Consider the following 17,073-nt stretch of genomic DNA (forward strand, 5'->3'; position numbering starts at 1 on the left):
AGGCATTCCACACGATCCGGAGAGCGCCGTGAAAGAGATCACCCAACTGGCCGCCGAGCTTGGCCGACGTCTGCAAGTGCTCAATGCCCACGTGACCACCGCCGAGTCTTGTACCGGTGGTGGCATCGCAGAAGCGATCACGCGGATCCCCGGCAGTTCGGCGTGGTTCGAGGCCGGTTATGTGACGTACTCCAATCGGCAGAAAACCCTGCAACTGAATGTGCCGGCCGAGTTGTTCGAGACGGTGGGCGCGGTCAGTGCCGAGGTGGTCGAGGCCATGGTGCGTGGCGCTCAAGACAAAAGCCTGGCGCGATTTGCCGTCGCGGTCAGCGGCGTGGCTGGGCCGGACGGTGGTTCACCGAGCAAACCGGTGGGCACGGTGTGGCTGGCCTGGGGCGTTGGCGAGGCGGTTACCACTGAGGTTCAACACTTCCCCGGTAACCGCGATGAAGTCCGCCGACAAACGGTGAAGGCCGCGCTAGAGGGGCTCCTGCGACTAGCGGCACGAGAAATCGAAAATCAGGGGTAGGCGATCCGCGAACGCTGTGGAATAATACTGGCTACTTATACAGGTGTTGGCCGTCAGGCCTTATTGATTACGTGAGGACTTTAATGGACGACAACAAGAAGAAAGCCTTGGCTGCGGCCCTGGGTCAGATCGAACGTCAATTCGGCAAGGGTGCCGTGATGCGTATGGGCGATCAGGACCGTCAGGCGATCCCGGCTATCTCCACTGGCTCTCTGGGTCTGGACATCGCACTCGGCATTGGCGGCCTGCCAAAAGGCCGTATCGTTGAAATCTACGGTCCTGAATCTTCCGGTAAAACCACACTGACCTTGTCGGTGATCGCCCAGGCTCAAAAAGCCGGCGCGACCTGCGCATTCGTCGACGCCGAACACGCCCTCGACCCTGAGTACGCCGGCAAGCTGGGCGTCAACGTCGACGACCTGCTGGTGTCCCAGCCGGACACTGGTGAGCAAGCGCTGGAAATCACCGACATGCTGGTGCGCTCCAACGCGGTTGACGTGATCATCGTCGACTCCGTGGCTGCACTGGTACCGAAGGCTGAAATCGAAGGCGAAATGGGTGACATGCACGTGGGCCTGCAAGCCCGTCTGATGTCCCAGGCGCTGCGTAAAATCACCGGTAACATCAAGAACGCCAACTGCCTGGTGATCTTCATCAACCAGATCCGTATGAAGATCGGCGTGATGTTCGGCAGCCCGGAAACCACCACCGGTGGTAACGCGCTGAAGTTCTACGCTTCGGTCCGTCTCGACATCCGCCGTACTGGCGCGGTGAAGGAAGGCGACGAAGTGGTCGGCAGCGAAACCCGCGTCAAGGTTGTGAAGAACAAGGTCGCTTCGCCGTTCCGTCAGGCCGAGTTCCAGATTCTTTACGGCAAAGGCATCTACCTCAACGGCGAGATGATCGACCTGGGCGTGCTGCACGGTTTCGTTGAAAAATCCGGCGCCTGGTATGCCTATGAAGGCACCAAGATCGGTCAGGGCAAGGCCAACTCGGCCAAGTTCCTGGCGGACAACCCGGAAATCGCCGCGAAGCTCGAGAAACAACTGCGTGACAAACTGCTGACGCCGACAGTGATCGACTCCAAGGCTTCTGCAGTCAAAGAGACTGAAGACGACCTGGCCGACGCTGACATCTGATTGCAGCGATGACCACCGCCGTACTCGATACCCTCGTCGCGGTGCGACGAACCGCCATGGACCTGCTCGCACGCCGCGAGCACGGTCGAGTCGAGCTGACACGCAAACTGCGTCAGCGCGGCGCCGAGGCGGAGATGATCGAAACAGCCCTCGACCGTTTGACGGAAGAGGGCCTGCTTTCCGAAGCCCGTTACCTTGAAAGCTTTGTTTCCTACCGTGCCCGTTCCGGCTATGGCCCTTTGCGGATTCGCGAGGAACTGAGCCAGCGCGGCTTGCAACGTGCCGATATCGAACTCGCCCTGCGCGAAAGCGGTATCAGTTGGCAGGAGCAACTTCAGGACACATGGCGTCGCAAGTTCTCCGGGCATTTACCGATTGATGCCAAAGAGCGGGCCAAGCAAGGCCGGTTCCTGGCATATCGAGGGTTCTCGATGGAGATGATCAACCGCTTGTTCAGCGGTCGAGGCATGGACGATTAAAACCGATTCAATAAAAAACGGCCCGCTATGAAAATAGCGGGCCGTTTTTTTTTGCCTTCAAATTGCCTTTGATGGTTCGCGCGAGCGCTCAACTGTTTGCGGTCTTGAATCGGCCCAGTTTTCCGGCAGGTTGATGTAATCGATCAACTCCCTCAGGCGCCCATGAGTGCGTGCATTGAAAGCGAAGGCCAGTCGCGCCAGATGACTGAACTGCGCTTCATCGTGTTCCTCGCCGGCGTAAGAGTGTTGATGAAACTGGTCACTCAGGCACAGATCGGCGAATGCTTCCTGCATGTGCGCCAACGCCTGATCGCTGAGCGTGTGATGCATGCGAATCACGAACTGCCGCTTGAGCCAGCGGCTGGAGTGGAAGTTGCTGTAGAACTGGTTGATCTGATCTACCGCTTCCTCAACTGTATAGACCAGACGCATCAGCTTCATGTCGGTCGGCAAGATGTAGCGGTTTTCCTCCAGTTGTTGACGGATGAAATCCATCGCGCCTTGCCAGAAGGTGCCGCCCGGCGCATCCAGCAGTACCACCGGCACCAGCGGGCTTTTGCCGGTCTGAATCAGCGTGAGTACTTCCAGCGCCTCATCCAGCGTGCCGAAACCGCCCGGGCACAGCACCAGCGCGTCAGCTTCCTTGACGAAGAACAGCTTGCGGGTGAAGAAGAAGTGGAACGGCAGCAGATTGCCAGTGCCGTCGACGGTCGGGTTGGCATGTTGTTCGAAGGGCAGGGTGATGTTGAAGCCGAGGCTGTGATCGCGGCCGGCGCCTTCGTGCGCGGCGGCCATGATGCCGCCCCCGGCACCGGTGATGACCATCATGTCCGAACGCGTCAGGGCGGCGCCGAGTTCACGGGCCATGGCATACAGAGGATGTTCGACTGGCGTACGCGCCGAGCCAAATACGGTGACTTTGCGTCGGCCCTTGAATTGTTCCAGTACCCGAAATGCCTGCTCAAGTTCGCGCAGGGCCTGCAGGGTGATCTTGGCGTTCCAGCGGTTATGGTCTTCCTGAGCCATGCGCAGCACGGTCAGGATCATGTCGCGGTAAATGGGAATGTTCGGGCTGTTGGGGGAAACACGGCTGAGTTGTGCTTCGACCTGGCTGATAAGGTCGGGGCCGCTTTCCTGAAAATGACGGCTCAAGAGGTCATTCGGTTGGTAAGGCATTCAACGTCTCCTTCTGCACAGAGCGGATGGCCCTGACGAGCGGCGTCAGTGCCGCGCTGCAAAAAACACACGATCGGCAGTTCCTTGCCTGCCGTTGAAAAATGATCGGAATACTCTGAATCTAGACCTTGGCGCGCATTTGCGCTGACTTGATCATTGCGCCGTAAAGTTTTGGCTGGCAACCGTTTATTGATTTTCAGCCAGTGCCATCACCGCTCGTCCGAAGGTGCGCCGGGCGGCAATCGCTCTGATTAACTAACTGACAGGCGCCGTACGACAGCTTTGCGTCATCGACCGTACGCAAGGTGCACGCGATTCAAGGATTTGCGGGTGGCAAGGAGGCGGGACACATGGCCAGAGTGATTCTGGAGATCGATACGCAGCTGTATCGGATGTTGAAGGCATCAGCCGAGACTAATCATGTCAGTCTCGAAGAGGAGTGCTGCCGGCGGTTGGCGGGCGGCGAGCGCCGTTCGCACTATTTACAGGCCTTGCTGGCCGAACTGCGCGCCGAGGATGAACAGCGGCGCGCCAATTCGCGATGATTACTTCTTCTTCGCCGGGCCGGCTTTCGGGCAATCCGATTCCTGGTAGCTGGCGGAGCCGATCGCCTTGTTGGTTTTCACTTCGGTGAAGTCGTAACGCATGATCGCGCCCTTGGCCATCAGCTTGCGAAACGACGGGTTGTTGCACACCGAGGCGCCCAACTGGAAGTACACGGCTTTGGGGTCAGCGCGCATTTTGTCGGCGTGGCTCTTTTGCACGCTCAAGTGGTTGATCAACTGCGTGCCTTCAACGGTGAAGCCCTGATCAAGAATGTCTTCGCTGATGGCGCGTGGCGTGCCGACGCTGCTCTGGGCGGCGACGTTGCGCAGCTCGCGGTTCAGATTCTGCTCACTCAGGGAGGCAGCCTGAGCGGTGAAGGACGACGCCAGCAGAATGGCAGCGGTGGGAACGATAAGGCGCAGCATGAAAATCTCCTGATTCGGTGGCTGGTGGTTCGACCAGCCTCGGGGCTGTGCGTTCAGTGGCGGCGAATTATAGGGGAGCCGGTCGGGAGGGTACAGGCTTGTGCCCGTCGCTCTGGTAAACTGCCGGCTTTTATTGCCCTGCCGAGTGCTGTGCGTGTCGAGTTTTCCTGCCGTAAGGCGTTGCCCGTGACCCATCATGCCCCCAACGCCGTCGCCCGTTTGCGTGATCAACGCGAAGATGAAGGCATCAAGCCTATCCAGGCCCGTGGTTTTCGCTCCGAACGCTGCCGAGACTGCCGGGTCATCATCAGTCATTGCCTGTGTGCCTGGCGACCCAGTGTCGAAACGCGATCGGCCGTGTGCCTGATCATGACCGGCAAGGAAGTGTTCAAGCCGAGCAACACCGGTTGGCTGATTGCCGACGTGGTGCGTGATAACCATGCATTCATCTGGTCGCGCACCGAGCCCGATCCGCAGATGCTGGCGCTGCTCAACGACCCGCAATGGCAGCCGTATCTGGTGTTCCCGGGCGAGTACGTCGAGCCGTCGCGAGTGACCAACACCGTCGCTGTCGATAGCAGCAAGCGCCCGCTGTTCATTCTGCTGGATGCGACCTGGACCGAAGCACGGAAGATTTTCCGCAAGAGTCCGTATTTCGACCGCTTGCCGATCTTGAGCCTGCTGCCCGACAAACTCTCGCGCTATCGCTTGCGCCGCTCGACCCGCAGCGAGCATCTGTGCACCGCCGAAGTCGCGGCGCTGTGCCTGGAATTGGCCGGTGACTCGGACGCCGCTTCTGCGCTGGACGCCTATTTTGACGTGTTCAGCCAGCATTACCTCGGCGCCAAGCAGCAACTGGACATGAATGAATCCACCCCGGCCCACGCCGAGTTGCTGCCCTATATACGAAAGCCGCAGCCAGAGTTGGCGCCATAGTGGCCCATACTGTACGCAGCGGCGGCCGTGCTGCTTGACCACCCCGTCTTCGCTGGGCATGCTTGGCGCCGATTAGGGTGCGGCCAAGGTTTGAAACGCCGTGTTTGCTGTTGATTGGCGTTGAACGTGCCCCTGTGGATATCGCTTGAAAGCGGCATCTTGAGTTGCTTTGGCCAGACCGGAATGCACCGCGTCTGCCATCAAAAACAGGATCATTTGAAAAATGGCCACATACGACATCCTGATTGCCGATGATCACCCTCTGTTTCGTAGCGCCCTTCATCAAGCGGTGACGCTGGGCCTCGGCCCTGATGTACGCTTGGTCGAAGTCGCAAGCATCGCCGAACTGGAAATCCGCCTGACCGAAAAAGCCGACTGGGATCTGGTCCTGCTGGACCTGAACATGCCCGGCGCTTTCGGGTTTTCCGGGTTGGTCATGTTGCGCGGGCAATACCCGCAGATTCCGGTGGTGATGGTTTCGGCGCAGGAAGAAGCCTCGGTGATGGTCAAGTCTCGTGAATTCGGCGCCAGTGGTTTCATTCCGAAGTCCAGCGACTTGAGCGTGATTCAGGAAGCGGTGCGTAAAGTACTCGATGGCGATGTGTTCTGGCCGCCGCAGGCGTTCGAAGCGGTTGCCGTTTCCGACGAAGCCAAGGCCGCCAGCGACGGGCTCGCCAGCCTGACCCCGCAGCAGTTCCGCGTGCTGACCATGGTCTGCGAAGGCCTGCTCAACAAGCAGATTGCCTATGAACTGAGTGTGTCGGAAGCGACCATCAAGGCCCACGTTACGGCGATCTTTCGCAAGTTGAATGTGCGCACTCGCACGCAAGCGGCTTTACTGCTGCAACAACTTGAGTCAATTCCGAGCCAATAAAGGCTGGCGTCTTCACGCTTTTTTGACTTTTGTTGAACTAGCTTTCCCACTCCTTTTTGGTTGGTTTCTACTTTATGTCACCTTTCAAGGGCCAGACCGGCCTGAAACGCATCCTCAACGCCTCCGGTTACTCGCTGGACGGTCTGCGCGCGGCCTTCACCGGTGAAGCAGCGTTCCGCCAACTGGTGTTGCTCAACGTGATCCTGATTCCGCTGACGTTCTTTCTGAATGTCAGCCGTGTTGAACAGGCGCTGTTGATCGCGGTGTGCCTGCTGGCGCTGATCGTCGAGCTGCTGAATTCGGCGGTCGAAGCGGCCATCGACCGCATCTCGCTGGAACTGCACCCGCTGTCGAAGAACGCCAAGGACATGGGCAGCGCCGCGCAATTCGTCGCGCTGAGCATGATCGGTCTGGTGTGGGCGGTGATTCTGCTTTAAGCGATTGTCGGCAAAACGATCTCGTCGCTGCGCTGAACCCCGGCGGTGAAAGCGCGGCACAGTTCGAGAAACTCGCGCATGGCCGAAGTCTGATACTTTTGCTTGTGCCAGATGAAGTAGAACTGCCGCGCCAGATCCAGATCCGGCGTTTCCACCGGTACCAGACTGCCGCGTCGGAACGCATCGCGCAGTGCCAGTCGCGAGATGCAACCAATCCCCAGCCCTGATTCCACCGCGCGTTTGATCGCCTCGGTGTGTTCCAGCTCCAGACGGATATTCAGCGAGCTGCGATGGTGACGCATGGCCTGATCGAAGGTCAGCCGTGTGCCGGAACCTTGTTCGCGCAAAATCCACGCTTCATGGGTCAGCTCTTCCATGGTTGCGCTGCCGCGTTGGGCGAGCGGATGTTGCGGCGCACAGAACACCACCAGCTCATCCTCGACCCAGCTCTGCACTTCGATGTCCGGGTGGCTGCAATCGCCTTCGATTAGACCCAGATCAATTTCGTAGTGGGCAACTTGTTGCACGATATTGGCAGTGTTCTGCACGTGCAGCTTCACCTGGCTTTCCGGGTGGCGCTGCATGAAGCTGCCGATCAGCAGGGTCGCCAGGTAATTGCCGATGGTCAGCGTCGCGCCGACCGACAGCGAGCCGAAACCGGATTTGCCGTTGAGCAGGTCTTCGATTTCCTTGGCCTGATCGAGCAGGGCCACTGCTTGCGGCAACAGTTGTTTGCCGAGGGCGTTGAGGCTCAGCCGCTTGCCGGCACGGTCGAACAGCTGGCAGCTGGACTGGCGCTCCAACTCGGTGATCGAGGTGCTGGCGGCCGACTGCGAGAGGTTGAGCAGACCCGCAGCACGGGATACGCTTTCCTGCTGGGCGACGGCGACGAAGACTTGCAGTTGACGGAGAGTAAATCGCATATCGATATAACCGATAACCCTTATCTTAATAATCCAGTTAACAGATATTGTCGTCGCTATTAGAATGCGATGCAATTGCGCACCGTCGCCTTCAAAAGCCAGCGCAGACCCAATCTCCAGGAGTCAAACGTACATGAGCAACATGAACCACGAGCGTGTCCTCAGTGTTCATCACTGGAACGACACTCTGTTCAGCTTCAAGTGCACCCGCGATCCGGGCCTGCGCTTCGAGAACGGTCAGTTCGTGATGATCGGCCTGCAACAGCCCAACGGCCGCCCGCTTATGCGCGCTTACTCGATCGCCAGCCCGAACTGGGAAGAGCATCTGGAATTCTTCAGCATCAAGGTGCAGGACGGCCCGCTGACCTCGCAGCTGCAGCACTTGAAGGAAGGCGACGAGATCATCATCTCGAAAAAGCCTACCGGCACCCTGGTTCTCGATGACCTGAACCCGGGCAAGCACTTGTACCTGCTGAGCACCGGCACTGGCCTGGCGCCGTTCATGAGCGTGATTCAGGACCCGGAAACCTACGAGCGCTTTGAAAAAGTGATCCTGGTTCACGGTGTGCGTTACGTCAACGAGGTCGCTTACCGCGAATTCATCACCGAGCACCTGCCGCAGAACGAGTTCTTCGGCGAAGCGCTGCGTGACAAGCTGATCTACTACCCGACCGTGACCCGCGAGCCTTTCGAGAATCAGGGCCGTCTGACCGATCTGATGCGCAGCGGCAAGCTGTTCAGCGACATCGGCCTGCCACCGATCAACCCGCAGGACGACCGCGCGATGATCTGCGGCAGCCCGAGCATGCTCGACGAGACCAGCGAAGTGCTCGACAGCTTCGGCCTGAAGATCTCGGCGCGGATGCGCGAGCCGGGTGACTACCTGATCGAGCGTGCATTCGTCGAGAAGTAAGCTGTTCAGGTGACGCGGAGCGTCTACGGATGCATCCCACGCAGAGCGTGGGAACGATCGGCCCCCATTGTCTTTGCCGGCAATGGGGGCTTTTTTATGCTCGCAACATTTACCTGTAGGAGCTGCCGAAGGCTGCGATCTTTTGATCTTGATCCATTAAACATAAGATCAAAAGATCAAAAGATCGCAGCCTTCGGCAGCTCCTACATTGAGCGAGGTCTCAGGCGTTGGCGGGGATGACTTCGAGCACGCGGATCTGCTCGGGCGTCGGGTAATGCCAGCGCACATCCAGATCCCAGAATTGCGCGCCGTATTCACGTTCCGGTGCCGGGGTCTGATACGCCGGACGCGGGTCCTGAGCCAAACACTGTTCAATCAAAGCCACCAACGGCTCATCAAGGCGCTGAGCGTGTGTGTGCGCTTGTTTCAGCGCCGAGTCCGTCCACTGCACGTCAATCAGCTGCGGCGCCGCACTGGCGATGCTGTTGGCGGCGTTGGGGATGATGTCGGCGTAGGGCACGTAGGGTTTGACGTCGAGAACCGGCGTGCCGTCGAGCAGATCGATGCCGGAGATGAACAGCCGATTGGCTTCGACCTTGTCCAGTTTCACCACCGATTGGCCGATGCCGTTCGGCCGGTGTGTCGCGCGGGTGGCGAATACGCCCATGGACTTATTGCCGCCAAGACGTGGTGGGCGGACTTTCAGCCGTGGTTTTTCTTCCAGTGCCTGATGAAACAAAAACAGCAGCCAGACATGGCTGACCTGTTCCAGACCCTGCACGGCGTCACCCTGATCGAACGGCGCCACCAGTTCCAGCACGCCACGGGCGGCAGGGGCCAGTTGTGGCTGGCGCGGGATGGCGAATTTCTCCTTGAAGCAGGAGCGCACGAAGCCGATGGGGGAGACGCTGTAAGTCATGGTTTGCATTCGAAGCGGGGCAGGGTGGGCATGATAACCCGGCAGCCCTCAAGTCTGGTGGTGGGCGGGCGGTCGCCATCGCTGGCAAGCCAGCTCCCACAAGGTTCTCGGGCGTTGGAATCATTTGTGCAAACCACAAAACCTGTGGGAGCTGGCTTGCCAGCGATAGCTTCACCGCCGATGTCAGAGGCTAAACCCACCATCCAGCGGAATGATATTCCCGGTCATATACGCCCCGGCCGTACTCGCCAGGCTGATCGCCAACGCCGCCATCTCCTCTTCACGCCCCCAACGCTTCATCGGAATCAACGCCGTATCTTCAGCCAATGCTTTCTGATCATTACCAATATGCTGAGTCATCTTGCTCGGAAACCTTCCCGGCGCGATTACGTTGACGTTGATGTGCTGGCTCACCAGTTCCCGCGCCAGAATCCGCGACAACTGGTGCAAGGCGGCCTTACTCGGCCCGTAGGCATACGCCTGCTCACCAAACGAAGAAATCCCTGCCACCGAGCCAATATTGATAATCCGCGCCGGATTCGCCGCCGAACCCCCCTTGCGCAACAAGGGCAGAAACTGCTGGATGCAACTGAACACCGACGTCACGTTGAGCTGCATGACCTTTTCCCAGCCCTTGACCGGATAGCTCTCCAGCGGCGCGCCCCAAGTGGTGCCGGCATTGTTAACCAAAATATCCAGATGAGTGATCTGCTCGCCCAACCGCGCGGCCAGTTCCTGCACGCCTTCTTCGCTCGCCAGATTCGCCGCCATGCCGTGGCAGATGCCCAAGGCGCTGAGTTCTTCCGCGGTTTGATGACAGGCTTCGGCGTCACGTGAGCAGACATAGACGCGCGCGCCAGCCTCGACAAAGGCTTTGGCGATCATTTTGCCGATACCACGGGTGCCGCCGGTCACCAGAGCGGTGCGGCCTTGTAAGGAGAAATACGGGTGCATGGCGAGTCCTGAAGATTAGGGATCAGTACACTTTAGGCCATGCGGCCAGCTTCGAGTGGCAAGCTGCAAGCTACAAGTTAACGCGGTGTGGCAACTTGCAGCTTGCAGCTTGTAGCTGCTTTTAAGCTCTCACGCGCAGCGTGAGCCCTTTGAGGAAGTTGCGCAGCAACTGGTCGCCGCACGGGCGATAGTTGGTGTGGCCAACCTTGCGGAACAGTGCGCTCAGCTCAGGCTTGGACACCGGGAACTCGGCAGCCTTGAGGATCGCGTGCATGTCGTCTTCTTTCAGTTCGAAGGCCACGCGCAGCTTTTTCAGAATGATGTTGTTGGTCACCGGCACTTCGATCGGCTGCGGCGGACGGCTTTCGTCCTTGCCACGCTTGAAGATCACCAGGCCGTCGAGGAAGTGTGCGATGACTTCGTCCGGGCAGCGCACGAAACCTTCTTCGTCTTCTTCTTTCTTGTCGAGCCAGGTCAGCACGTCAGCGAGTTCTACGTCCATGCCGCCGAGTTTGATGATCTCGACAACCTTTTTGTCGCTGATGTCGAGCATGTAGCGCACGCTGCGCAATACGTCGTTATGAATCATGTGAGTAATCCTGATAAGCGTTGTGGGCAGCACGCGGGCGCGCTGCCGGAATGTGTGGCGGCAGTGGAAGTCTTAGAACTTCTCTTTGCCGGACAGGTAGCGCCATTGGCCGACCGGGACTTTGCCGATCGAGACGCCGCCGATGCGGATGCGGCGGATGCCGATGACCTTCAGGCCGACCGCTTCGCAGAACTGGGCGATGATCCCCGGTTGCGGGTTTTTCATGGCGAAGCGCAGACGGTTTTCGTTCTGCCAGCTGGCCTTGACCGGCGGCAGCTCCTTGCCCTTGTGCGTCAGGCCGTGCTGCAAGCGGTTGAGGCCGTGGGCGACCATGTCCCCTTCGACTTCGACAATGTATTCCTGCTCGATCTTCGCGGCGTCAGCGGTGAGCTTGCGCAGGATTTTCCAGTCCTGCGTGAACACCAGCAGGCCGCTGGCCTTGGCTTGCAGGTCGGCGCTGGCGGTCAGGCGCAGGAAGTGCCCGCGCAACGGGCGCTTGCTGAAGCGGTGCTCTTCGCTGAGGGTTTCGGCGCAGAGCGACTGCATGGCGGTCTCGACGTCCATGCCCGCCGGCGCGTTGAGCAGGATGGTCACCGGCTCCGGCGCAGTGGCCTGGGCGTCCTTGTCGAGCTCGACCTTCTGGTCGCCGACCTTGAATTGCGGCTCGTCAATCACTTCGCCATCCACGGTGACCCAGCCGCCCTCGATGAACAGCTCGGCCTCCCGGCGGGAGCAACCGACCAGTTCGATGAGGCGTTTGGAGAGGCGAATCGGGTCAGTCATGACAGGGCCGTAACAAAAAAGGGGTGGGCATTGTACCTGTGTGGCGCCGGTTAAGCCCGGTTCCATTTTCACGGTGTCCGTATTCCCTGTGGGAGCTGGCTTGCCAGCGATGGCATCACCTCGGTGGATCTGTCAGACCGAGGCGTCTGCATCGCTGGCAAGCCAGCTCCCACAGGGGCTCCTTGGTGTGTCAGGCGTGGCTTGAGCGTGTTTGGGTTTGGCGCAAGCGCATGTGCAGCAACGGGTACGGCTGGCCCATGCCATCCACTTCAGAGCGGCCGATCACTTCAAAACCCTGCTTGAAATAAAAACCCAGTGCCTGCGGGTTCTGTTCGTTGACGTCGAGTTCATCGGCATTCAGATGCTGCATGGCGTAGTTGAGCAGTTTCTTGCCCAAACCCTGGCCGCGATGATCGGGATCGATGAACAACATTTCAATCTTGCCCGCTGCCACCCCGGCGAACCCGGTGATGCGCTGGTCGGCGTCCTTGGTGCAGATCAACATCACCGCATCGAGATAACGTGTCAGCACCAAATTGCGCAGCAGTTCGATGTAGCTCTCCGGCAGAAAATCATGGGTGGCGCGAACCGAGGCCTCCCAGACCCGGGTCAGTTCCTGATAATCGCTGAGTTTCGGCGTGTGGATGACCGAATGGTGACGCATGCCCGTCTGCCTCTTGTCTGTTTCAAGGGAGTCCGTCCCCCGCTAAACGATAGCCGTAAAAAAGCCCCGCATCGAGCGAGGCTTTTAAATTCAGCGCTATCCCGAATCCCGGTAGGAGCTGACGAGTGAAACGAGGCTGCGATCTGTTGATCTGGTTTTTTCAGATCAAGATCAACAGATCGCAGCCTTCGGCAGCTCCTACAGGGTATGCGGTGTTAGATCTGTTCGGCCCACAGGTCATATTCGTCAGCGTCGGTGACTTTGCACCAGACCTTGTCGCCCGGCTTCAGGTTGCTGCCGTTGTCGATGAACACGTTGCCGTCGATTTCCGGGGCATCGAAGAAGCAGCGGCCAACCGCGCCTTGCTCGTCGACTTCGTCCACCAGTACTTCGATTTCACGGCCGATGCGCATTTGCAGGCGGGCCGAGCTGATCGCCTGCTGGTGCGCCATGAAGCGATCCCAACGATCCTGTTTGACGTCGTCCGGAACGATCTCCAGATCCAGATCATTGGCTGGAGCGCCTTCAACCGGCGAGTACTGGAAGCAGCCGACGCGGTCGAGCTGCGCTTCGGTCAGCCAGTTCAGCAGGTACTGGAAGTCTTCCTCGGTTTCGCCCGGGAAGCCGACGATGAAGGTCGAACGGATGATCAGATCCGGGCAGATTTCGCGCCAGTTCTTGATGCGCGCCAGGGTCTTGTCTTCGAACGCCGGGCGTTTCATCGACTTCAACACTTTCGGGCTGGCGTGCTGGAACGGGATGTCCAGGTACGGCAGGATCTTGCCGGCGGCCATCAGCGGGATCAGCTCGTCAACGTGCGGGTACGGGTAAACGTAGTGCAGACGGACCCAGACGCCGAGGGTGCTCAGCGCTTCGCAGAGCTCGGTCATGCGGGTTTTCACCGGCGCGCCGTTCCAGAAACCGGTGCGGTATTTCACGTCGACGCCGTATGCGCTGGTGTCTTGCGAAATCACCAGCAACTCTTTAACGCCGGATTTGACCAGACGCTGAGCTTCGTCGAGCACATCGCCGACCGGACGGCTGACAAGTTTGCCGCGCATCGACGGGATGATGCAGAACGAACAGCTGTGGTTGCAGCCTTCGGAAATTTTCAGGTACGCGTAGTGGCGCGGGGTCAGCTTGATGCCTTGCGGCGGCACAAGGTCGATCAGCGGGTTGTGATCTTTACGCGGCGGCACGACTTCGTGCACAGCGTTGACCACTTGCTCGTACTGCTGCGGACCGGTCACGGCCAGCACGCTCGGGTGCACGTTGCGGATGTTGCCTTCTTCCACGCCCATGCAACCGGTGACGATCACCTTGCCGTTTTCCTTGATCGCTTCGCCGATCACTTCCAGCGACTCAGCCTTGGCCGAATCGATGAAACCGCAGGTGTTGACGACTACAACGTCGGCGTCCTGATAGGTGGACACCACGTCATAGCCTTCCATGCGCAGCTGGGTCAGGATGCGCTCGGAGTCGACCAGTGCTTTCGGGCAACCCAGAGATACAAAGCCAACCTTTGGATTGGCCGGCGCAGGAGTGGTGGACATGTCTAACCTCGGTATTTTGTGACATCGCTTTCTTGGTGCGAAAGCCGACGGACGGGCGCTTAAGGTGCGCCTCTGATCAAAAAGTGCGCAATTCTAGCGGCGGGCAACGCACTTGACCAGCTTTATGCAGGGAAATACGACGAGTGCTGCGCTATGCTTGGCGCCGTTGAGCTTTACCAATTTTTTACAGTCAACAAATGGTCTGTAACAACAGGTAAAACAGCGCATGCTGCACCACAAAGCATAGTGCTTCATTCAAAGAAGCCGGTTCTGAGAAGTAGGAGTGTTGGATGGGTCAGGCAAGTAGTCATGCGGCAGGCGCCGAGGGTTCGGCCTCCAAGCCGCTGAGCATGCTGGTCGCGGCGGTCGGGGTAGTTTACGGCGACATCGGCACGAGCCCGTTGTACACCCTTAAGGAAGTGTTTTCCGGCGGTTACGGCGTACCGGTCAACCACGACGGCGTGCTGGGCATTCTGTCGTTGATCTTCTGGTCGCTGATTTGGGTCGTGTCGATCAAGTACATGATGTTCGTGCTGCGCGCCGACAACCAGGGCGAGGGCGGCATCATGGCGCTCACGGCGCTGGCGCGGCGGGCGGCAGGGCATCGCAAGAAACTGCGCTCGTTGCTGGTGGTGTGCGGACTGATCGGCGCGGCGCTGTTTTACGGCGACAGCATGATCACCCCGGCGATTTCCGTTCTGTCGGCGATTGAAGGTCTGGGGTTGGCGTTTGATGGCATCGACCATTGGGTCGTGCCGCTGTCGCTGGTGGTGCTGGTCGGGTTGTTCCTGATCCAGAGCCATGGCACCGCGCGAATCGGCATCCTGTTCGGGCCGATTATGGTCACCTGGTTCCTCGTCCTCGGCGCCCTCGGCGTGTATGGCATTAGCCACACGCCAGAAGTGCTGCATGCGATGAACCCGATGTGGGCGGTGAATTTCTTCGTCGTTCATCCGGGCATGGGCGTGGCGATCCTCGGCGCTGTGGTGCTGGCGCTGACCGGTGCCGAAGCGCTGTACGCCGACATGGGCCACTTCGGTCGCAAGCCGATTGCCCGCGCGTGGTTCATCCTGGTATTGCCGGCGCTGGTGCTCAATTACTTCGGTCAGGGTGCTTTGCTGCTCGACAACCCGGAGGCGGCGCGTAACCCGTTCTACCTGCTGGCACCGAGCTGGGCGCTGATTCCATTGGTCGGTCTGTCGACCATGGCCACGGTGATAGCCTCGCAAGCGGTGATTTCCGGCGCGTTCTCCCTGACTCGTCAGGCGATTCAGCTCGGCTACATTCCGCGCATGTACATCCAGCACACCTCCAGCGATGAGCAGGGCCAGATTTATATTGGCGCGGTGAACTGGGCGCTGATGGTCGGCGTGGTGCTGCTGGTGCTGGGCTTCGAATCCTCAGGCGCACTGGCCTCGGCCTACGGCGTGGCGGTGACTGGCACCATGCTGATGACCACCATTCTGGTGTCGGCGGTGATGCTGCTGCTGTGGAAATGGCCACCGATCCTCGCGGTGCCGGTGTTGATCGGCTTCCTGCTGGTGGACGGCCTGTACTTCGCCGCCAACGTGCCGAAAATCGTGCAGGGCGGTGCGTTCCCAGTGATCGCCGGTATCGCACTGTTTGTGCTGATGACCACCTGGAAGCGCGGCAAACAACTGCTGGTCGAACGCCTCGACGAAGGCGCGCTGCCGCTGCCGATCTTCATCAGCAGCATCCGCGTGCAACCGCCGCATCGGGTGCAGGGCACAGCCGTTTTCCTGACAGCGCGCTCCGACGCCGTGCCGCATGCGCTGTTGCACAACCTGCTGCATAACCAGGTGCTGCATGAGCAGGTGGTGTTGCTGACGGTGGTCTACGAAGACATCCCGCGCGTACCGTCATCGCGGCGCTTTGAAGTCGAAGCGCACGGAGAAGGCTTCTTCCGGGTGATCCTGCACTTCGGCTTCACCGACGAGCCGGACGTGCCGCAGGCGCTGAAGCTGTGTCATCTGGATGATCTGGACTTCAGCCCGATGCGCACCACGTACTTCCTCAGCCGCGAAACGGTGATTGCCTCGAAGCTGGAAGGCATGGCGCGTTGGCGTGAGGCGTTGTTTGCATTCATGTTGAAGAATGCCAATGGCAATTTGCGCTTCTTCAATCTGCCGCTGAACCGGGTGATTGAGTTGGGGACGCAGGTAGAAATGTAACGTCGCGTTATAGCAGAATCCCCCGTCAGCCTTGTGGCTGGCGGGGGCTTTTTTGTGGGCGGCAACTTCAGATCAAAAGATCGCAGCCTTCGGCAGCTCCTACAGGTTTCGCATTCCATGTAGGAGCTGCCGAAGGCTGCGATCTTTTGATCTTCAAACCTCTACAAGCCTTCAGGCATCTCTGCTTCAGACTCGGTCTTCGTGCGCGCAGGTCGCGGCATCAGCGCCTGAATCGCATCATCAATCAAGGCTTTGCCCATCACCGTCAGGTAATGCGCAGCCCAGGCATGGCGGTCGGTGTCTCTGATGAAGGCAGCATCCTCGGCGAACGATTTGGCGAGGGACAGCAGGTCGGAGGATTGGGACAAGGCATCGATGATCGGGATGCCGGAGCGGACGTTGAAGAACGCCTGATCCGAGTTGTGGAGGAAAGGGGTGAAGCCAATGGTTTTAACGTTTGCGAATCCGTGCAGATCAGTTTCGGTCATCGTGTTACTCCTTGGTTCGAAGCGCCGCGACTTTCGTTACCACACGAAAGGGAGGCAGCCGTACGCAGGGTGGTAAACCGGGAACCAAGGAAACCGGCACGCCCGAAAGCGTCCCACGCACAGCCGCCATAATTTGAGGAGCGCGCTGTTGCGATGGTTTCTCCGGGTTACCACACCCGATCGCTGAATGGGTCAGCGACATCCGGAGAGTATCCCGTCAAAAAACAGCACAACAGGGCGGCAAGGCTCCGCAACACGCGATTCGGAGTTTGCCTACAAGGTCTGTCGGCGTCATCCGATATTGCGAGACGGGAAGTAAACGAGACTACACGCCACTGGTGATTTTCGGGGTTGACGATTCAATGTTGCCGACGATGCAGGTGTCCATATTTTATGGAATGTGGACACCTGCCGTTTTTGGCTTCATCGAGAGTCAAGATATTTACGAGTGCATGTATAAAGTTTCTGAATCCAGCGCAATTCCCCTGTAGGAGTGAGCCTGCTCGCGATAGCGGTGTGTCAGTTGGCAAATAGGTGGCTGACACTCCGCTATC

Annotated in this window: 20 protein-coding genes; 9 read left to right on the plus strand and 11 right to left on the minus strand. The window is 59.1% G+C overall.

Going from position 1 to position 17,073, the window contains the following annotated elements; translation table 11 throughout:
* Positions 1-28: 28 nt before the first annotated feature.
* The 3 genes from EJA70_RS11195 to recX all read left to right on the plus strand — a co-directional run bounded on the left by EJA70_RS11195 (position 29) and on the right by recX (position 2,147).
* On the plus strand, positions 29-529 hold the full coding sequence (locus EJA70_RS11195) for a CinA family protein (RefSeq protein WP_158830779.1): 501 nt from the start codon (positions 29-31) through the stop codon (positions 527-529).
* Between the two features lie 83 nt (positions 530-612).
* Positions 613-1,668, plus strand: coding sequence for a recombinase RecA (recA, locus tag EJA70_RS11200; RefSeq protein WP_008077164.1), 1,056 nt, complete (start codon positions 613-615; stop codon positions 1,666-1,668).
* An 8-nt stretch (positions 1,669-1,676) separates the two neighbouring features.
* Positions 1,677-2,147 carry a recombination regulator RecX gene (gene recX, locus EJA70_RS11205; RefSeq protein ID WP_008077166.1) on the plus strand — a complete coding sequence of 157 codons (471 nt, stop codon included), beginning with the start codon at positions 1,677-1,679 and terminating at the stop codon, positions 2,145-2,147.
* A 57-nt stretch (positions 2,148-2,204) separates the two neighbouring features.
* Here recX and EJA70_RS11210 read toward each other — a convergent pair whose 3' ends face one another.
* Positions 2,205-3,323, minus strand: a complete 1,119-nt coding sequence (locus tag EJA70_RS11210; RefSeq protein ID WP_158830780.1) for a TIGR00730 family Rossman fold protein — start codon at positions 3,321-3,323, stop codon at positions 2,205-2,207.
* A gap of 350 nt (positions 3,324-3,673) precedes the next feature.
* Here EJA70_RS11210 and EJA70_RS11215 point away from each other — a divergent pair, with 350 nt between their 5' ends.
* Positions 3,674-3,868, plus strand: coding sequence for a hypothetical protein (locus tag EJA70_RS11215; protein WP_008077170.1), 195 nt, complete (start codon positions 3,674-3,676; stop codon positions 3,866-3,868).
* Here EJA70_RS11215 and EJA70_RS11220 read toward each other — a convergent pair whose 3' ends face one another.
* The gene (locus EJA70_RS11220) at positions 3,869-4,294 is read right to left on the minus strand and encodes a PA3611 family quorum-sensing-regulated virulence factor (protein WP_008077172.1); all 426 of its coding nucleotides are present in this window, start codon (positions 4,292-4,294) and stop codon (positions 3,869-3,871) included.
* 186 nt (positions 4,295-4,480) lie between these two features.
* Between EJA70_RS11220 and EJA70_RS11225 the strand changes: the two genes are divergently transcribed.
* On the plus strand, positions 4,481-5,230 hold the full coding sequence (locus EJA70_RS11225) for a tRNA-uridine aminocarboxypropyltransferase (RefSeq protein WP_158830781.1): 750 nt from the start codon (positions 4,481-4,483) through the stop codon (positions 5,228-5,230).
* A 72-nt stretch (positions 5,231-5,302) separates the two neighbouring features.
* Here the strand turns inward: EJA70_RS11225 and EJA70_RS11230 are convergent, their stop codons facing one another.
* Positions 5,303-5,461 (minus strand): hypothetical protein, encoded by a 159-nt coding sequence (locus EJA70_RS11230; RefSeq protein ID WP_157173056.1) that lies wholly within the window; start codon positions 5,459-5,461, stop codon positions 5,303-5,305.
* Here EJA70_RS11230 and erdR point away from each other — a divergent pair.
* Both erdR and EJA70_RS11240 read left to right on the plus strand, forming a co-directional pair.
* On the plus strand, positions 5,454-6,104 hold the full coding sequence (erdR, locus tag EJA70_RS11235) for a response regulator transcription factor ErdR (protein ID WP_158830782.1): 651 nt from the start codon (positions 5,454-5,456) through the stop codon (positions 6,102-6,104). The two genes, EJA70_RS11230 and erdR, sit on opposite strands and share 8 nt — an antisense overlap.
* Positions 6,105-6,178: 74 nt before the next feature.
* The gene (locus tag EJA70_RS11240) at positions 6,179-6,541 is read left to right on the plus strand and encodes a diacylglycerol kinase (protein WP_008077178.1); all 363 of its coding nucleotides are present in this window, start codon (positions 6,179-6,181) and stop codon (positions 6,539-6,541) included.
* Here the strand turns inward: EJA70_RS11240 and EJA70_RS11245 are convergent.
* The gene (locus tag EJA70_RS11245) at positions 6,538-7,464 is read right to left on the minus strand and encodes a LysR family transcriptional regulator (protein WP_008077179.1); all 927 of its coding nucleotides are present in this window, start codon (positions 7,462-7,464) and stop codon (positions 6,538-6,540) included. The genes EJA70_RS11240 and EJA70_RS11245 overlap by 4 nt on opposite strands.
* Positions 7,465-7,597: 133 nt before the next feature.
* On the opposite strand from EJA70_RS11245, the gene fpr reads away from it, so the two are divergent.
* Positions 7,598-8,377: a ferredoxin-NADP reductase gene (gene fpr / locus EJA70_RS11250; RefSeq protein ID WP_007908723.1), complete on the plus strand. Its 780-nt coding sequence runs from the start codon at positions 7,598-7,600 to the stop codon at positions 8,375-8,377.
* A 220-nt stretch (positions 8,378-8,597) separates the two neighbouring features.
* Here the strand turns inward: fpr and tsaA are convergent, their stop codons facing one another.
* From tsaA to rimO, 6 genes are all read right to left on the minus strand, one after another.
* Positions 8,598-9,296, minus strand: a complete 699-nt coding sequence (gene tsaA / locus EJA70_RS11255) for a tRNA (N6-threonylcarbamoyladenosine(37)-N6)-methyltransferase TrmO (RefSeq protein WP_158830783.1) — start codon at positions 9,294-9,296, stop codon at positions 8,598-8,600.
* A 183-nt stretch (positions 9,297-9,479) separates the two neighbouring features.
* Positions 9,480-10,250: an SDR family oxidoreductase gene (locus tag EJA70_RS11260; RefSeq protein ID WP_158830784.1), complete on the minus strand. Its 771-nt coding sequence runs from the start codon at positions 10,248-10,250 to the stop codon at positions 9,480-9,482.
* A 121-nt stretch (positions 10,251-10,371) separates the two neighbouring features.
* Complete coding sequence (locus EJA70_RS11265; RefSeq protein WP_158830785.1) at positions 10,372-10,839, minus strand: DUF1456 family protein; 468 nt, start codon at positions 10,837-10,839, stop codon at positions 10,372-10,374.
* A gap of 72 nt (positions 10,840-10,911) precedes the next feature.
* Positions 10,912-11,622: an rRNA pseudouridine synthase gene (locus EJA70_RS11270; RefSeq protein ID WP_158830786.1), complete on the minus strand. Its 711-nt coding sequence runs from the start codon at positions 11,620-11,622 to the stop codon at positions 10,912-10,914.
* A gap of 190 nt (positions 11,623-11,812) precedes the next feature.
* On the minus strand, positions 11,813-12,286 hold the full coding sequence (locus EJA70_RS11275; RefSeq protein WP_008085754.1) for a GNAT family N-acetyltransferase: 474 nt from the start codon (positions 12,284-12,286) through the stop codon (positions 11,813-11,815).
* Positions 12,287-12,501: 215 nt separating this feature from the next.
* Positions 12,502-13,839, minus strand: coding sequence for a 30S ribosomal protein S12 methylthiotransferase RimO (gene rimO / locus EJA70_RS11280; RefSeq protein ID WP_034154944.1), 1,338 nt, complete (start codon positions 13,837-13,839; stop codon positions 12,502-12,504).
* A gap of 350 nt (positions 13,840-14,189) precedes the next feature.
* Here rimO and EJA70_RS11285 point away from each other — a divergent pair, with 350 nt between their 5' ends.
* Complete coding sequence (locus tag EJA70_RS11285; protein WP_371924556.1) at positions 14,190-16,031, plus strand: potassium transporter Kup; 1,842 nt, start codon at positions 14,190-14,192, stop codon at positions 16,029-16,031.
* A gap of 161 nt (positions 16,032-16,192) precedes the next feature.
* Here EJA70_RS11285 and EJA70_RS11290 read toward each other — a convergent pair whose 3' ends face one another.
* The gene (locus tag EJA70_RS11290; RefSeq protein ID WP_158830788.1) at positions 16,193-16,519 is read right to left on the minus strand and encodes a DUF3077 domain-containing protein; all 327 of its coding nucleotides are present in this window, start codon (positions 16,517-16,519) and stop codon (positions 16,193-16,195) included.
* Positions 16,520-17,073: the final 554 nt, after the last annotated feature.

The sequence above is a fragment of the Pseudomonas sp. PB103 genome (assembly GCF_009764635.1).
Lineage (GTDB): Bacteria > Pseudomonadota > Gammaproteobacteria > Pseudomonadales > Pseudomonadaceae > Aquipseudomonas.

What these genes read in the sequence shown, in the direction of transcription:
- erdR (WP_158830782.1), top strand. Translation starts at nt 5,454, where the DNA reads ATGGCCACATACGACATCCTGATTGCCGATGATCACCCTCTGTTTCGT.
- fpr (WP_007908723.1), top strand. Translation starts at nt 7,598, where the DNA reads ATGAGCAACATGAACCACGAGCGTGTCCTCAGTGTTCATCACTGGAAC.
- EJA70_RS11240 (WP_008077178.1), top strand. Translation starts at nt 6,179, where the DNA reads ATGTCACCTTTCAAGGGCCAGACCGGCCTGAAACGCATCCTCAACGCC.
- EJA70_RS11290 (WP_158830788.1), bottom strand. Translation starts at nt 16,519, where the DNA reads ATGACCGAAACTGATCTGCACGGATTCGCAAACGTTAAAACCATTGGC.
- EJA70_RS11245 (WP_008077179.1), bottom strand. Translation starts at nt 7,464, where the DNA reads ATGCGATTTACTCTCCGTCAACTGCAAGTCTTCGTCGCCGTCGCCCAG.
- EJA70_RS11265 (WP_158830785.1), bottom strand. Translation starts at nt 10,839, where the DNA reads ATGATTCATAACGACGTATTGCGCAGCGTGCGCTACATGCTCGACATC.
- EJA70_RS11220 (WP_008077172.1), bottom strand. Translation starts at nt 4,294, where the DNA reads ATGCTGCGCCTTATCGTTCCCACCGCTGCCATTCTGCTGGCGTCGTCC.
- EJA70_RS11275 (WP_008085754.1), bottom strand. Translation starts at nt 12,286, where the DNA reads ATGCGTCACCATTCGGTCATCCACACGCCGAAACTCAGCGATTATCAG.
- rimO (WP_034154944.1), bottom strand. Translation starts at nt 13,839, where the DNA reads ATGTCCACCACTCCTGCGCCGGCCAATCCAAAGGTTGGCTTTGTATCT.
- recA (WP_008077164.1), top strand. Translation starts at nt 613, where the DNA reads ATGGACGACAACAAGAAGAAAGCCTTGGCTGCGGCCCTGGGTCAGATC.
- EJA70_RS11260 (WP_158830784.1), bottom strand. Translation starts at nt 10,250, where the DNA reads ATGCACCCGTATTTCTCCTTACAAGGCCGCACCGCTCTGGTGACCGGC.
- tsaA (WP_158830783.1), bottom strand. Translation starts at nt 9,296, where the DNA reads ATGACTTACAGCGTCTCCCCCATCGGCTTCGTGCGCTCCTGCTTCAAG.
- EJA70_RS11285 (WP_371924556.1), top strand. Translation starts at nt 14,190, where the DNA reads ATGCTGGTCGCGGCGGTCGGGGTAGTTTACGGCGACATCGGCACGAGC.
- EJA70_RS11215 (WP_008077170.1), top strand. Translation starts at nt 3,674, where the DNA reads ATGGCCAGAGTGATTCTGGAGATCGATACGCAGCTGTATCGGATGTTG.
- EJA70_RS11210 (WP_158830780.1), bottom strand. Translation starts at nt 3,323, where the DNA reads ATGCCTTACCAACCGAATGACCTCTTGAGCCGTCATTTTCAGGAAAGC.
- EJA70_RS11270 (WP_158830786.1), bottom strand. Translation starts at nt 11,622, where the DNA reads ATGACTGACCCGATTCGCCTCTCCAAACGCCTCATCGAACTGGTCGGT.
- recX (WP_008077166.1), top strand. Translation starts at nt 1,677, where the DNA reads ATGACCACCGCCGTACTCGATACCCTCGTCGCGGTGCGACGAACCGCC.